Source organism: Bacillus sp. FSL K6-1560 (genome assembly GCF_038592935.1).
In the GTDB taxonomy this organism is placed as follows: domain Bacteria; phylum Bacillota; class Bacilli; order Bacillales; family Bacillaceae; genus Bacillus; species Bacillus subtilis.
In genome coordinates, this window is sequence record NZ_CP151946.1 from 3,865,787 (window position 1) to 3,881,073 (window position 15,287).

The 15,287-nt window shown below is 46.1% G+C and carries 12 protein-coding genes and 1 pseudogene; 3 read left to right on the plus strand and 10 right to left on the minus strand.

All coding sequences use genetic code 11. From position 1 onward, the window contains the following. Positions 1-107: 107 nt before the first annotated feature. Positions 108-1,448, plus strand: coding sequence for an amino acid permease (locus NYE22_RS20485; protein ID WP_021481846.1), 1,341 nt, complete (start codon positions 108-110; stop codon positions 1,446-1,448). Between the two features lies 1 nt (position 1,449). Here NYE22_RS20485 and NYE22_RS20490 read toward each other — a convergent pair whose 3' ends face one another. From NYE22_RS20490 to NYE22_RS20500, 3 genes are all read right to left on the minus strand, one after another. Continuing rightward, entirely contained in the window at positions 1,450-2,211 is a 762-nt protein-coding gene (locus tag NYE22_RS20490) for a YqcI/YcgG family protein (protein ID WP_032724882.1), read from the minus strand. 69 nt (positions 2,212-2,280) lie between these two features. Continuing rightward, positions 2,281-2,910, minus strand: a complete 630-nt coding sequence (locus tag NYE22_RS20495) for a LysE family translocator (protein ID WP_038828521.1) — start codon at positions 2,908-2,910, stop codon at positions 2,281-2,283. A gap of 71 nt (positions 2,911-2,981) precedes the next feature. Continuing rightward, positions 2,982-3,446, minus strand: coding sequence for a MarR family transcriptional regulator (locus NYE22_RS20500; protein ID WP_003246360.1), 465 nt, complete (start codon positions 3,444-3,446; stop codon positions 2,982-2,984). 112 nt (positions 3,447-3,558) lie between these two features. On the opposite strand from NYE22_RS20500, the gene bmr3 reads away from it, so the two are divergent. After that, positions 3,559-5,097: a multidrug efflux MFS transporter Bmr3 gene (gene bmr3 / locus NYE22_RS20505; protein ID WP_161986476.1), complete on the plus strand. Its 1,539-nt coding sequence runs from the start codon at positions 3,559-3,561 to the stop codon at positions 5,095-5,097. 43 nt (positions 5,098-5,140) lie between these two features. On the opposite strand, the gene NYE22_RS20510 is transcribed toward bmr3, so the two are convergent. From NYE22_RS20510 to NYE22_RS20530, 5 genes and pseudogenes are all read right to left on the minus strand, one after another. Further along, entirely contained in the window at positions 5,141-6,766 is a 1,626-nt protein-coding gene (locus tag NYE22_RS20510) for an L-lactate permease (RefSeq protein WP_342412099.1), read from the minus strand. 31 nt (positions 6,767-6,797) lie between these two features. Continuing rightward, on the minus strand, positions 6,798-7,763 hold the full coding sequence (locus NYE22_RS20515) for an L-lactate dehydrogenase (protein WP_161986478.1): 966 nt from the start codon (positions 7,761-7,763) through the stop codon (positions 6,798-6,800). A gap of 176 nt (positions 7,764-7,939) precedes the next feature. Continuing rightward, a complete protein-coding gene (gene amyE, locus NYE22_RS20520) occupies positions 7,940-9,919 on the minus strand; it encodes an alpha-amylase (protein ID WP_161986479.1) in 1,980 nt (659 codons plus the stop codon). Positions 9,920-10,067: 148 nt separating this feature from the next. Next, positions 10,068-10,669 (minus strand): annotated as a pseudogene (locus tag NYE22_RS20525) (DUF6773 family protein). 115 nt (positions 10,670-10,784) lie between these two features. Further along, positions 10,785-12,218 (minus strand): YfcC family protein, encoded by a 1,434-nt coding sequence (locus NYE22_RS20530; RefSeq protein ID WP_172850470.1) that lies wholly within the window; start codon positions 12,216-12,218, stop codon positions 10,785-10,787. Between the two features lie 149 nt (positions 12,219-12,367). Between NYE22_RS20530 and NYE22_RS20535 the strand changes: the two genes are divergently transcribed. Then, positions 12,368-13,519 carry a M20 peptidase aminoacylase family protein gene (locus NYE22_RS20535; RefSeq protein WP_342412100.1) on the plus strand — a complete coding sequence of 384 codons (1,152 nt, stop codon included), beginning with the start codon at positions 12,368-12,370 and terminating at the stop codon, positions 13,517-13,519. 37 nt (positions 13,520-13,556) lie between these two features. On the opposite strand, the gene opuAC is transcribed toward NYE22_RS20535, so the two are convergent. Next, positions 13,557-14,438 (minus strand): glycine/proline betaine ABC transporter substrate-binding protein OpuAC, encoded by an 882-nt coding sequence (gene opuAC / locus NYE22_RS20540; protein ID WP_003246462.1) that lies wholly within the window; start codon positions 14,436-14,438, stop codon positions 13,557-13,559. After that, positions 14,438-15,286: a glycine/proline betaine ABC transporter permease subunit OpuAB gene (gene opuAB, locus NYE22_RS20545; protein ID WP_003234703.1), complete on the minus strand. Its 849-nt coding sequence runs from the start codon at positions 15,284-15,286 to the stop codon at positions 14,438-14,440. Before opuAB ends, opuAC begins: the two co-directional genes overlap by 1 nt. Position 15,287: the final 1 nt, after the last annotated feature.

Below are 15,287 nucleotides of genomic sequence, written 5' to 3' on the forward strand. Positions count from 1 at the left end.
GTATGAGCGTCCGCTTCCTTCTCCATGTAAAAAGAGGCAAAAATCCGATGTATATAAGCTTCGGACAGATCACAATCTAACCTTAGATAAAAGGGGTTGAATAAATAATGAGCCAAACAAAAAAAGACCAGCCAAAAGGGAATCTGGCTTGGTGGCAGCTGTCACTGATCGGAGTCGGCTGCACGATTGGAACAGGCTTCTTTCTCGGTTCCAGCATCGCAATTGTAAAAAGCGGTTTTTCCGTTCTCCTTTCATTTCTGATCGCAGGGATCGGTACGTATTTTGTCTTTGAACAGCTCGCCAAGCTGTCGGCGAAGCAGCCGGAAAAAGGTTCGTTTTGTGCGTATGCCCGAAAAGCATTCGGCAAATGGGCAGGCTTCAGCAACGGCTGGGTGTACTGGTCATCAGAAATGCTGATTACCGGAAGCCAGCTGACAGCCATTTCGCTCTTTACGAAGCATTGGTTTCCTCAAGTGCCGCTATGGGTGTTTGCCTCAATCTACGCAGTACTGGGGCTCCTTATTATTTTCACCGGCCTGTCCGTCTTTGAAAAAACAGAAAACGTGCTGGCAGTCATTAAAACAGCTGCTATTTTTATGTTTATTGTCATTGCCATCCTGGCTTTATGCGGTATCCTGTCCGGCGGAAATCATGGCATACATGTTCCAAATAAGACGAGTGAGTTTTTCCCATACGGCGCCATGGGGCTGTGGACAGGTTTAATCTACGCGTTTTACGCTTTTGGCGGAATTGAGGTCATGGGGCTGATGGCGGTTCACTTAAAAAAACCTGAGGAAGCGTCAAAATCAGGGAAACTGATGCTGGCGACGCTGGCGATTATTTATATCATTTCAATCGGGCTTGCTCTGCTTTTGGTTCCGTTACACGCGTTTACTGAACAGGACAGTCCGTTCATTACGTCATTAAAAGGATATAACCTTGAGATCATCCTTGATATATTTAACGGGATTTTCATCATCGCCGGGTTCTCGACCCTTGTCGCTTCGCTTTTTGCCGTTACAACATTGCTTTGTACAATGGCTGATGACGGCGACGCGCCGAAATGCTTTACTCTAAAGGAAGGCAAAAAAATATGCTGGCCGGCACTTGGGCTGACGTTTGCGGGGCTTGTCCTCTCCATTATTCTGTCGTTAGTGCTGCCTAAAAACATTTATGAGCATATGACAACAGCTGCGGGGCTTATGCTTTTATACACTTGGCTGTTTATCCTGTTCTCCAGCAAAAAGCTGACTGATCCCGAGGGCATGGGAAAAACGCAAATTTATTTAGCGATGGTTCTGATTGCTGCAGCTGTGTCCGGTACATTGTTTGAAAAATCAAGCCGGCCCGGTTTTTTCGTCAGCATAGGTTTTCTCGTGATTATCGCCATCGTTACCATGATCTATCAAAAAAAGCAGGGTCATAAAGATCGCCCTGCGAGTCCTTGATTTATTTCATTTTGTTGAACATGTTCTTTAAATAAGAAAACGGGCACTTCGATACCTGTTTTTCGTCATCACGGAGGAAATACTGCTTCCATTCACGATTATCTTTTCCTCCGTACCAGCCTAATTGTGGGTGAATCGGAGCCTGATCATAGGCCTCTAAACGAGATCGGATCAGCCTGCTCATGTTACGGCCAAATGCAGTAGATCCATTTAGGTCATCAAACACCCACCTTGGCTGAAACGTGATCATAAAAAAAGGAAAGCTCCGGCTTCTTCTTGCCTCGTGCCCCGGTGTAGCGCACAGAATGAAATACGGCTCGCCGTCAAAACAAAACTCCCATTTATAATGCTCAGGATCGGCCGGAATGTCTTCCGGCCATTCTTTTTCGTCTTGATGACTCAGTCTATTTAAAAAGCGCCAAAACAGCTCTTCATACGCTTCAATCGAATAATGCTCCGCCAAATCTTCCGGTGTATCAAACAACACAACGAGGGATGCGTATTTTCCCGTGTCCCGCGATATCTTGCCGTACTCCGCAAGCAACGGAGCCAGTTCCTCCGCTGTGCGGTTTTCCCGCGGATCTCCGGCAAAAGCAATCCGAAGCTGATCAGTCAGAAACGCCTGGCGTCCGGGAATGCATGGAAACGTATCCGCATCGTCCGCCAGAGTTTCTGCCAGCAGTTCAAAAGCGATTCTTTGCCATTCAGGAAGCTCTTCCTGAATACGTTCCAGAAAACTTTTGGTGTAAATCCCATTCACCATTGATCCACCTCCAGTATCATCTGGATACTATATTAAAACTGGAAGCGGCAGGTGACTGTCCTTCATGAATCAGCCCAATAACTGTTTGATGCCCTGATAACCAAAGTAAAAGCCAAACACAAGGAGGGATACACCGGCGATTCCGGTCAATCCTCTCAATAGCTTTTCATGAAGCAGGTTTCTGAACGTACTGGCTGTGATAGCCATGCAGAAATCCCAGATTAAAATGCCGATCATGATGCCGGAGCTATAGATTAGAAGCTGATTCATATTGTAGGACTCTGCTGTTTTCGCAAGAATGCTTCCGTAAATTCCAAGCCAAAAAAGGATGCTCAATGGGTTTGACAAGGAAATGAGAAAACCCGATGCGAATGTTTTCCTGTATGACGGTTTCCCCCGCGAGCTTCGCACATCCATCGGTTCTCTGACGTTTTTCAGCGTTTCAATTCCGGTATAGGTCAGGACAAAAAAGCCGAACAGCCACAAAAACGTTTTTACAAATGGAGCGGTCAAGAACTGTGACAGCCCGAAATAGATAAAAAGCATGTACAGCCCATCCGCTGTCATGGCGCCTAAACCGAAAATCCATGCATGCCAAAAACCGTTTTTAATTCCTTTGTCTATTTGCGCCGCATTCACTGGCCCCACAGGCGCAGACAAGGACAGTCCCAGCACAATATAGCTCAAAAAAATGTTCACCGGCCCGTACTCCCTTCTTATGTATCTTGTACAATTTATTCGGGAACGGGCCAAGCTATGCACAAATTCACTTACTGTTTCAGACGTTCAAGCTCTTCCTCCATAATATCGGCGGCTTTGCCTACAAAACTAAAAATGAGTTCCAGCTCCTCTTCCGTATATTCGCGGCACAAATCCATCGTTGACTCAGACAGAGGACGGAACAAATCCTTTATATGTTTTTTCGAAGCAGTCAAAGGGACGATTACGACTCTCCTGCGATCGTTCGGGTCCTTTTCACGAGCCACATACCCCGCTTTTTCCAGCCGGTCAACAAGCGCCGTGACGGAACCCGTGCTGAGGCCGGTTTTTTTCCCCAGCTCTCCGGCCGTCATCGGACCTGCTTCATTTAAAATGTCAGCTGATTTCAAATCGGTAGGAAACAGACCGAGAGCTTGAGCGGCTGCCTGATGAAACAGAACCGTTCTTGTGCCCAGTTTTCGAAAAAGCTGAACAGCAGTCTTTTCCAACTCACTTCTGGAATTTCTTGTTGACAACTGACAGTCCTCCCTATAAAATCGAGTTTATCTTGATAATCGAGATATTCAATGATCAAACTATTATCATGATATCAGAACTTACATAGAAAAGTAAGAGGAGGTAGAACAAATGGACACAACAACAGAAAAACAGGCTTCCACCAAATTTGTGGTCCTCGGTCTCCTGCTGGGCATCTTGATGTCTGCAATGGACAATACGATTGTTGCCACCGCGATGGGCAATATCGTAGCCGATCTTGGAAGCTTCGATAAATTTGCCTGGGTGACGGCATCCTATATGGTGGCGGTTATGGCTGGCATGCCGATTTACGGCAAGCTTTCCGATATGTACGGCCGAAAACGTTTTTTCCTGTTTGGACTTATTTTTTTCTTAATCGGTTCGGCTTTATGCGGGATTGCCCAGACGATGAATCAACTGATCATCTTCCGGGCCATTCAAGGGATCGGAGGCGGCGCGCTCCTGCCGATTGCCTTTACCATTATCTTTGATTTGTTTCCGCCGGAAAAACGCGGAAAAATGTCCGGCATGTTCGGTGCTGTATTTGGATTATCCAGTGTTCTTGGTCCGCTCTTAGGGGCGATCATTACAGATTCGATCAGCTGGCACTGGGTGTTTTACATCAATGTGCCGATCGGCGCATTGTCATTGTTTTTCATTATTCGCTACTACAAAGAATCTCTGGAGCACAGAAAGCAGAAAATAGACTGGGGCGGCGCGATTACCTTAGTCGTATCCATTGTATGCCTGATGTTCGCCCTTGAGCTTGGCGGCAAAACATACGATTGGAACTCCATTCAGATCATCGGGCTGTTTATTGTATTCGCCGTTTTCTTCATTGCCTTTTTTATTGTGGAGAGAAAAGCAGAAGAGCCGATTATTTCTTTCTGGATGTTTAAGAACCGCTTGTTTGCCACAGCGCAGATTCTCGCTTTTTTGTATGGCGGAACATTTATTATTTTAGCGGTATTTATTCCGATTTTCGTTCAGGCGGTCTACGGCAGCTCGGCGACAAGCGCGGGCTTCATTCTGACGCCGATGATGATTGGATCAGTCATCGGAAGCATGATCGGCGGAATCTTCCAAACGAAGGCAAGCTTCCGCAATTTGATGCTGATATCTGTTATAGCTTTCTTTATCGGTATGCTGCTTCTTTCCAATATGACGCCTGACACAGCAAGGGTATGGCTGACAGTCTTTATGATGATTTCAGGCTTTGGTGTAGGCTTTAACTTCTCCCTGCTGCCGGCGGCATCGATGAATGATCTTGAACCTCGCTTTCGGGGAACGGCAAACTCTACAAATTCATTTTTGCGATCATTTGGCATGACCTTAGGCGTCACCATTTTCGGAACGGTGCAAACAAACCTATTCACGAACAAGCTGACCGACGCCTTCAGCGGGATGAAAGGCTCAGCGGGATCAGGCGCTGCGCAAAATATAGGCGACCCGCAGGAGATATTCCAAGCGGGAACACGTTCCCAGATTCCTGATGCGATCCTGAATCGCATTATTGACGCGATGTCATCAAGTATCACGTATGTCTTTTTGCTCGCTTTGATTCCAATTGTCCTCGCGGCGGTTACCATTTTATTTATGGGAAAAGCCAGAGTGAAAACAACAGCCGAAATGACAAAGAAAGCAAATTAACATAAAAAAGCAGTACATGCTGGGCATGTACTGCTTTTTTCTATTACACTCCTAATCTTGCAAGAATAAACGTCCATATACAAATAATCACTAACAGAATCAGGCTGTACGCCACTGTCTTTTTAAACAGTTTAGATTCCTTGCCTGTTTGGCCGACCGCTGCGGCAGCGATGGCGATAGATTGAGGAGAAACAAGTTTCGCCATGACACCGCCCGCCGTATTTGCGGCTAACAGCAAGTCTGAACCCGCACCGATCTGCGCTCCGGTGACAACCTGCAAATGGCCGAACAAAGCGTTATTGCTGACAACCGAACCGGTGATGAACACGCCAATCCAGCCGAGAACAGGACTGACAAACGGGAACAGGTCTCCTGTTTTCGCCAATGCTAACCCAATTGAAGAGCTGAGCCCTGCGAAGTTGGCCAGATTGGCAAACCCCATCACGAAGCAGATCGTCATAATCGGCACCCACAGCTCTTTTCCTGTCTCCTTCAGGGAAGCAAAGGCATCCCGGGAGGAGAACTTTTTGCTGAACAGCCCTGTCACGATGACCGCCGCTAAAATCGCTGTACCAGTCGCTGACAGCAGATCAACTTTAAAGACTGCATCTAACGGCATGGCAGATGGCGCAATCGGCGGCATTTTCATAATTTGCTGATGCAGAAAAGGCATTTTGAACAGGAGCGTTGATTGATATAACAGCCCGCCTTCTTGGAAAAGCGCTTTGAAGGCTGGAAGGCTCCAGATGGTGATCGCCGCAGTTAAAATGTAGAAAGGAGACCACGCTTTCGCAATGTCAGCGGCACGGTATGCCTTTTTCTCACCAGCATCGCCGGCCCCTTCCTCGCGGTAAATCTCTTTCGGCTGCCATTTGCGGAGGAAGAGGGCAAGCCCGCCCATGCTGAATAAGGCCGCCAAAATGTTTGCTAATTCCGGCCCGAGCACCGCCATTGTCAGTGTCTGAACCGCTGTATACCCACCGCTCACAACCAGAAGAGCGGGCCATGTCTGTTTGATTCCTTTCATTCGGTCTAATAAGAATACAAGCAGGAATGGTATTAAAAATGAGATCATCGGCAGTGTCCACATTAATGTCCGTGACAGCTCAAGAGCAGACAAATCACCAATCTGCGCCCCTGTGATGACAGGAATCCCAATCGCCCCAAAGGCTCCGGAGGCGGCGTTTGCAATCAAGCAGAGCGCCGCCGCTTTCAACGGTTTAAAACCAAGTTCGACGAGCAGCGCCGCACTAATCGCAATCGGAACACCAAAACCAGCCGCGCCTTCTAAAAACGCATTAAAACAAAAACCAATTAATAATAGCTGTAATCGTTGGTCAGGCGAAATGCCGGCAATGCTGGACCGAATAATGGTAAATTTCCCGGTTTTCACTGCGATTTTATACAGCCACACCGCCATCAGGACGATGTAGCCAATAGGCCACAGCCCGCTCCCGATTCCTAACAAAACAGAAGAAATCGCTTTTTCAACCGGCATATGAAATGCCAAAACGGAGGCGAAGAAACTGACGGCTAGGGTAAGAAATGCCGCAAGAATGCCTTTCATTTTCAAAACAGTTAAAGCCAAAAGAAAAAAGAGAATCGGAGTGAGCGCCACAAGTGCGCTCACATACTCGTTTCCAAACGGATCATACAACTGCTCCCACATTGACAATCAGCCCTTTACTCTAAAGTTGCGGTTAGTTGACTTTTTGTTCTGCAAAATGAGGTTTTAAAATGTTTTTAAGGACGCCGGCGCTGTGAAGGAACTGTTCTTTTTCTTTCTCATTTAAGTTCAGCTCAGTGATACCTGCGATCCCTCCGCGGTTCACGACAGCCGGCACACCGATGTACACGTCATCTGCACCGTATTGCCCGTCCAAATATGTGCTGACAGTTAATATGCTGTTTTCATTATGAAGAATGGCTTTTGTAATGCGAGCAAGACTCATCGCAACCCCATAATAAGTCGCGCCTTTTTTCTCAATGATATGGTAAGCTGCGTTTTTCACATCATCTACAATTTGGTCCAGCTCCTCTTGTTTGTACGCATCGTTTTTCTCAACGAGTTCACTGACCGGCACACCGCCGACATTCGCGTGACTCCAAACAGGAAGCTCTGTGTCGCCGTGCTCTCCGATAATATGCGCGTGCACGTTTTGAGGCGCTGCGCCAAAGTATTCGCTCAGCATGAAACGGAATCTCGCAGAATCTAGTGTTGTGCCGCTTCCGATCACCCGCTTTTTTGGCAGGCCGCTGAATTTCCATGTTGCGTAAGTCAGGATATCAACCGGATTTGTCGCGACTAAGAAAATGCCGTCAAATCCGCTCGCCATGACTTCACTAACGATGCCTTTGAAAATCTTCAAGTTCTTTTCTACTAATTCAAGGCGTGTCTCACCAGGTTTTTGGTTTGCTCCTGCGCAAATGCAGACAATATCAGCATCCTTGCAGTCTTCATATGTTCCGTAAGATGTTTTGACCGGTTGTGGCGCAAACGCCTTTCCGTGGTTTAAATCCATCACATCGCCCATTGCTTTTTCTTTATTTACATCAATGACCACAAGCTCATCTGTGATCCCTTGGTTAATTAACGCAAATGCATAACTGCTTCCAACAAAACCCGCTCCGATTAAAGCTACTTTATTTACATGTTTGTTCATCATTAATCATCCTTCCAGGGTATGTTTCTCTTTGATGTCTTTTTGTTTGTGAAGTATTTCACATTTATATTGTGCAACACTTCACAAACTTTTGCAAGGGAAAAGTTTTGTCTGATTTATGAACAAAAAAGAAACCATCATAGATGGTTTCTTTCGGTAAGTCCAGTCTAGCCTTGCCCTCAATGGGGAAGAGAACCGCTTAAGCCCGAGTCATTATATAAACCATTTTGCACGTAATCAAAGCCAGGCTGATTCTGGCCAGGCACTTGGGCGCTGCCATTATTAAAAATCACTTTGGCGTTGGTTGTATCCGTGTCCGCAGGCAGCGTCAGCGTGTAAATTCCATCTGCATTTTTAGTCATTGGTTTTCCAGGCCAAGATCCGGTCAATTCAATTGCCTGGCTCCCATCATGTTTATAGATATAAGCATTTACCTGGCTCCAATGATTCGGATTTTGATAGCCGATGGTTTTGGCCGACGCTGGATCTCTTTTAACAAAACTGTATTCCTCGGTCCTCGTTACACCATCACTGTTCGTTCCTTTTAACATGATGGTGTATGTTTTGCCAAATGGATCTCCTTTTCCGATTGTGAATTGATCTCCATCCTTAAACGCCGTCTCTGGTCCATTATTGATTTGATAAACGGCTTTTGTTGTATTCGCATCTGCACGCAAGGTAATCGTCAGTTGATCATTGAAAGAATGTGTTACACCTGTTTTGTAATTCTCAAGGAAAACATGAGGCGCTTTTGCAATATCATCAGGATAAAGCACAGCCACAGACCTGGCATTGATCGTGCCTGTCAGTTTACCATCATTCACTTGAAATGAACCTGCCCCAGCTTTATTGTCATACCTGCCATCAGGCAATTTTGTTGGCGTATTGATAGAAACAGAGGATGAACCTGCATTTGCCAGCACAACGCCATGTGAGCCGCGCTGATTCATAAATATCTGGTTGTTTCCATTTGGGTTTGAGAGCTCCTCAGGCTGTCCAGCCATCACATTGTGAAATCTATTGACCGCAGTGATAGCCTGATCTTCAAATAAAGCACTCCCGCGATCGCCTATTTGGCTTTTCCCCGGGAATCTCACACCATTTCCGCCTCCCTCAGGTCTGGAAAAGAAAAGAGGCGTACTGCCTGAACGAGAAGCTATCACCGCCCAGCCTAAACGGATATCATCATCGCTCATCCATGTCGACTCTTCATCATCATTGGCATACGTATCATGCGACTCTACCCATGTCACTAGCTTGTCCGCAGACACATCAGATGCATAGTGGGAGATATTCGACACGCCCAGATTACGATTCTTTAAAGCGGACCTTATGGAATGCCCATAGTTAGACGCTGTCACATTCATATAATTCGCATATGAAGCATCTCTGGAGGCACTATCCTGCAGGATTTCTCCGTATTGGAACTCTGCAGATGTATTTGTGATATTCGGCCAAAATTGACTGCCGTAACTGCCATCATCCGGAAGCTCTATATGTTTGGCGGCATCAAATCGAAATCCATCTGCCCCGTCATTCAATGCTCTTTCTAAGAACCGTTTCAAATAGGACTGTACTTGTGTATTTTGTGTATTCCAGTCATACAGCCCGAGCAATGAATTCTGCGTGACATCCCATCGATCCGACCAGTTTTTAATTTGTGTGTTTCCATGTGTCCAGTTTGGAATACTCTTAATCTCATTGGAAATCGCGGCATAGTCACTGGTGGTATGATTGATGACAGCGTCAACAATGACCTTTATGCCATATTCTTCAGCGGCTGCACACATTTCTTTAAATTCTTGTTCAGTTCCTAAGTAACGGTTGCCAATTTGGTACGATGTCGGCTGATAGAGCCAGTACCAGTTCGACATGCTTTTATCTCCTTGATTCCCTTCCTTTACTTGGTTAATCGGAGATGTCTGAATGGCTGTATATCCTGCATCATGAATATCCTTCATATTATGTTTTAACGTATTGAACGACCAATTCCAAGCATGAAGAATGGTTCCGCTTTTGATCGACGGTGCTGTCAGCTCATTCGATTTGTTCGCCGTTTCAGCACTCGCAGCCGCCGGTCCTGCCAGAACTAAATGAAACAGCAATAAAAATCCAGCGAATAACGGCAGTAAAGAGGTTTTGAATCGTTTTGCAAACATTCTTGACACTCCTTATTTGATTTTTTGAAGACTTACTTCGGAGTCAAAAATCCCTCTTACTTCATTCTTCCGCTTCCTCCTTTCAAACTGATGTGAAGACTGGATAATTTTGTTAACGCTTACATTTTAAATTATCACAATCACTCTATCAAAACAACTTGGCAGAGTGAATACAAATCAATGTTCCTATAAAAAAGCTGCCCGAAACTGTGAACGCTTCCCTCGCTTTCCAAACAAAAAAAAGAAACCATCTATTTTTCAAGATGATTTCTTTTTTACTTCTTCTTTTACAGCTCTTCTGTAAGCCAGCTTCACAATCACATACCGAAGCAGAAACAGAACGCCGCCGCAGACGATAAAAAGAAGAATCATTTTCAGCCAAGCGAAGAATGTATGGGGAATCCCCCTGTCGTACATCGTAAGCACCACTACCGCAAAGGCGACCGCAATTGATTCTATTCGCTGCTGCTTCACCCGTTTTTGCAGTTCTTCTTTGGTGTCTATTCTCGGCATGAGCATTCCGGATGCCGCAGCCCTGATGCAGTAATATAAGATAATGATGAACAAAAACACAAGGCTTGCAGCCCATTCTTTAAACGGAAATTCAAACATAATGCCGCGGATGATCACATCAAGCAGCGCAAATGCTCCCGCTATCATCCCAATCTCCGACCAGATTTTTTGTTCTTTTTCTTTTACTCTCTTATTTTTCCCATTCACGCCTGAAAGTCTATTACGCAGATTATTCATGACCTTCCTCCCGCACTTTTACGAATGGCTTATGGCTTACATGTTACAATAACAGCCTGCGCTTCTGCAATGAATAACTCAAAAGCCCGCCGTACAAGCCGGCGGGCAGCAATCGTTAAAACGGCCCCCAATTGATCATGACGCCGATCACGATAAAGACAAGCCCGATCAAGAACCAAATCAGAGCAAGCGGCACCATAAACCGCAGCCACTTGACATACGGAATACCGCTGGCGGCAAGCACCGCCATGAGAACGCCGGATGTCGGGTTCACACAGTTGACGACCCCTTCTCCAAGCATAACCGCCTCAACCGCAACCTGTCTCGTGATTCCCATCAAATCAGCGAGCGGCGCCAGGATTGGAATAAATACAACGGCTTCGCCAGAACCTGAAGAGATGAGAAAATGAAGCAGCGCACTGGCGATATACATGCCGATTGCCCCGGCAATCGGGCTGAATCCGTCCAAAAGTGAAGCCAAAGCATTGACGACAGTATCGAGAAGCTTTCCATTTTCAAGGATAACGGAAATGCTTCGTGCCATCCCGACAATCAGCGCCCCATATACAAGGCTTTGGCAGCCCGTAATGAAGGTTTTGGCAATATCGTTCGCCGCAAGCCCGCCTATTAAACCGGCAAGGACAGAAATAAAAATAAATGTCGCAGCCATTTGGGAATCTGACCAGCCAAGCTTCAAAGCGCCGTATAAAAATCCGACAAGTGAGAGTCCCGCCACAGCCAAAATCAGCTTATGGCGAACGGTAAACGGCACTGACTGATCTTCTTCTTTACCGGCTTCGCCCATTCCTGCCGCAGGGAACCAATCTGTTCCTAACACACTGGCATCTTTTGATTTTTTTAATTTTCTCGTATACAAATAGATATAAATAATAGAAGACAGCAAAAAGCATATGTATATCACAACTCGCAGGCCGATTCCTGAGAAAAGAGGGAGCTCCGCGATTGATTGTGATAAACCGAGCGGTGACGGTGATAATATGGTGGAGTTAAATCCAGCGTAGCAGCCGATGTATATAACAGCGGCTCCCGCGACTGCGTCCCATTTTAAGGATCGTGCCACAATGAGGCCGATGGGGATAAAACCGATAACTGAATTCACGACAATCCCGGTTGTTCCGAGAATGGAGAACAATGCGCCGACAATACAAATAAATAATAATTGCTTTGTGCGGAACTTGCTGATGACATTGTAAATCAGTCCGTTGATGGCTCCCGTTTTTTCTAAAATGGCAATGGTGCCGCCTGTGAATAAAATCAGAAAGATGATGGGTGCTGATCCAACCATTCCATCCTGTAGAGAAGTAAAAAAGCTGATCAAGCTGACCGGAGACTGTTCAATGGAATGATAGCTTCCCGGAACAGCGGTCGTGACATCCCCCTTTGTCATGCGGTCAAATTCACCTGCCGGCACAATATATGAAGCGATTGCGCAAATGAAAGCAATCATAAATAAGAGGACATAGGCGTCAGGCATTTTAAATGTCATACGTTTTTTCTTAGGCTGTGTTTCGGCTGCTGGCATACTCATATTTCGATCCATCCCCTCTGTTTGAAAATATTAATTATTCTGAATAGTAGCAATATGTGCTATATTATATACAGCCTATCTTCCTGTTTCAATATAAATAAAGTAAAGAAGGTAAAAATTCATTCTGATAGAAGGAGGTATTTCTTACCATGCAAAAACTTTCAGAAGACATGAAACAAACCATTATGGACATCTTCGAGCATCTGCACGCGAACCCTGAAGTCAGCTGGAAGGAATATGAGACAACTGTATTTTTGAAACAAAAGCTTGAGGATTTAGGATGCCGGACGCGCACGTTTTCAGACTGCACCGGGGTTGTCGGCGAAATCGGCTCAGGCTCACCTGTTGTAGCGGTACGCGCTGATATTGACGCGCTGTGGCAGGAGGTTAACGGCACATTTCGCGCCAACCATTCCTGCGGACACGATTCACATATGACAATGGCATTGGGCACGTTAATGCTGCTCAAAAAACAACCAGAGCTTCCGAAGGGCACAATCCGTTTTATCTTTCAGCCGGCAGAAGAAAAAGGCGGCGGCGCCTTGAAAATGATAGAAGAAGGCGTGCTTGATGATATCGACTATTTGTATGGCGTTCACGTCCGTCCGATCCAGGAAACACAGAACGGCCGCTGCGCTCCTTCTATTCTGCACGGATCAAGCCAGCACATTGAGGGAACGATCATCGGGGAAGAGGCTCATGGCGCCCGTCCGCACCTCGGGAAAAACAGCATTGAAATTGCGGCATTTCTTGTACACAAGCTCGGACTCATTCATATTGACCCGCAAATCCCGCATACCGTCAAAATGACAAAACTGCAAGCCGGCGGTGAAAGCTCTAACATCATTCCAGGAAAAGCATCGTTCAGCCTTGATTTGCGCGCACAGACCAATGAAGCCATGGAGGCATTAATCGCCGAAACAGAAAGAGCCTGTGAAGCGGCCGCCGCCGCATTCGGCGCCAAAATCGAGCTGCAAAAAGAACACAGCCTTCCTGCGGCAACACAAAATAAAGAAGCTGAAGCGATCATGGCAGAAGCCATTACGGAAATTATCGGGGCTGAGCGGCTTGATGACCCGCTTGTCACCACCGGCGGCGAGGATTTCCATTTTTACGCCGTGAAGGTGCCGAATCTGAAAACAACGATGCTCGGACTAGGCTGCGGGCTCCAGCCGGGGCTCCATCATCCGCACATGACCTTTGACAGAAACGCGATGTTCAATGGCATTCACATTTTAGCGAATGCCGTATTAAAAACTTTTCAAAAGGCTGATTCACCCGCTGCCGTTTACGTAAAATAACGCAAAAAAAGCAGCCTGACACAGGCTGCTTTTTTGATTACTTCTTCAAATCTTCAATTGAGTTGACATTTTTCATATATTGAGGAACAACAAGCCCCATCTTCACACCAGTCATACTGGTGCCAATATCATCATATTTGCCTTTATATTTAGCGGCGTATGCTTTATGGGTATTCGGCAGCCATGCGGAAAGGGATGCATCCGCACTTCCCGTCGCAATTGCAGTCCACATCGGCCCAGCCTCTACCTGAGTAAGTGTTACCTCATAGCCCAAGTCTTCTAAGACTTTGCCTATGACGTTTGTACTTGCAATCTCACTGTCCCACGCCACATAGGCGAGGTTGATTTTGTCTCCCTTCACCTTTTGAACGCCTTTTGTCCATTCGGCAATCTGATCCTTGTGTTTATTGACGTACTCAGCAGCAACTTTGGCAGGTTTCTCGCCTTCTTCCACCTTAATCATGATTTCGCCCATTTCGTCTTGTGTCCATTTAAACTGGCTCAGAAGCTTTGCGGCATTCGGCTGCTCTTTGCTGAAGCCTTTGCGTGTGATCGTATGGATTTCCTCTGCGCTGCCATAAGATTGTTTCGGATCATCGAGATATTTCAGCTTATATCTGGAGAACATCCAGTGCGGTGTCCATCCTGTAATGATAATCGGTTTCTTACGGTCGTATGACTTTTTAAGCGTAGCGGTCATCGCAGCACTTGACGCTGAAATCAATGTCCAGTCATTCAGGTCATAATCCTTCATCGCTTTGTCAGTCAGGGACATAATCCCTGAACCGGGGTCAATCCCGATGATGGTCTTATTCACTTGTTCTGCTGCGGATGCATTTTCATCGTTTTCTGAACCGCAAGCCGCAAGTGAGAGCGCCAGCATGGCGGAAACGCCGATGCCGATGATTTTTTTAAGCATCAGGCATTCCCCCTGCTTTTCTTCTTCACTTTAATATTTTGAGTAATACGGTCCAGGGTAATGGCAACGATAACGATGGCGATACCGGCCTCTACTCCGACCCCGGTTTTCAGCTGTGTAACGGCACTGTATACTTCAGAACCAAGTCCCGGTGCACCGACCATTGCGGCGATAACAACCATTGATAACGCAAGCATGATGCTCTGGTTAATTCCGGCCAAAATCGTTTTTGTCGCAAGCGGAAGCTGAACTTTAAATAAACGCTGAGCTGTTGTAGAACCGAATGCCTCAGTCGCTTCAATCAAATCCGCCGGCACTTGTTTAATACCGAGAACAGTCATGCGGATTGTCGGCGGCATCGCGAAGATAACAGATGCAACAACACCCGGCACAACACCGATGTTAAAGAAGAAAATCGCCGGCAATAGATATACGAAAGCAGGCATTGTCTGCATTAAATCAAGAATTGGCGTTACAATACGGCGAACCGTTTCTTTCTGAGACGCCCAAATTCCGATCGGAACCCCGACCACAATCGAAATAATCACAGATGTCAAAACAAGCGCCAATGTTTGCAGCATTGGGTCCCAATATCCTAAATAATCGATCAGGAGGAATCCAATCAACGTAAATAACGCAATTCCCCTTGTACTGATCCACCACGCAAGTGCGGCGAAAATAATCGTTAACAAAATAGATGGAATAAATCCAAGACCCGTGACAATTCCATTTACAAAAGCGGCCAATCCGTTAGCGATTCCGTCGAAGAATCCGCCAAACGTCATCGTAATCCAGTCAACAAAACGGTCAATAATATCTGCTAAAGGTATTCTAGGCAGTCTATCCATC

Coding starts and splice junctions, on each gene's coding strand:
- NYE22_RS20485 (WP_021481846.1), top strand. CDS start 108: ATGAGCCAAACAAAAAAAGACCAGCCAAAAGGGAATCTGGCTTGGTGG.
- NYE22_RS20490 (WP_032724882.1), bottom strand. CDS start 2,211: ATGGTGAATGGGATTTACACCAAAAGTTTTCTGGAACGTATTCAGGAA.
- bmr3 (WP_161986476.1), top strand. CDS start 3,559: ATGGACACAACAACAGAAAAACAGGCTTCCACCAAATTTGTGGTCCTC.
- NYE22_RS20510 (WP_342412099.1), bottom strand. CDS start 6,766: ATGTGGGAGCAGTTGTATGATCCGTTTGGAAACGAGTATGTGAGCGCA.
- NYE22_RS20515 (WP_161986478.1), bottom strand. CDS start 7,763: ATGATGAACAAACATGTAAATAAAGTAGCTTTAATCGGAGCGGGTTTT.
- amyE (WP_161986479.1), bottom strand. CDS start 9,919: ATGTTTGCAAAACGATTCAAAACCTCTTTACTGCCGTTATTCGCTGGA.
- NYE22_RS20530 (WP_172850470.1), bottom strand. CDS start 12,218: ATGAGTATGCCAGCAGCCGAAACACAGCCTAAGAAAAAACGTATGACA.
- NYE22_RS20535 (WP_342412100.1), top strand. CDS start 12,368: ATGCAAAAACTTTCAGAAGACATGAAACAAACCATTATGGACATCTTC.
- opuAC (WP_003246462.1), bottom strand. CDS start 14,438: ATGCTTAAAAAAATCATCGGCATCGGCGTTTCCGCCATGCTGGCGCTC.
- opuAB (WP_003234703.1), bottom strand. CDS start 15,286: ATGGATAGACTGCCTAGAATACCTTTAGCAGATATTATTGACCGTTTT.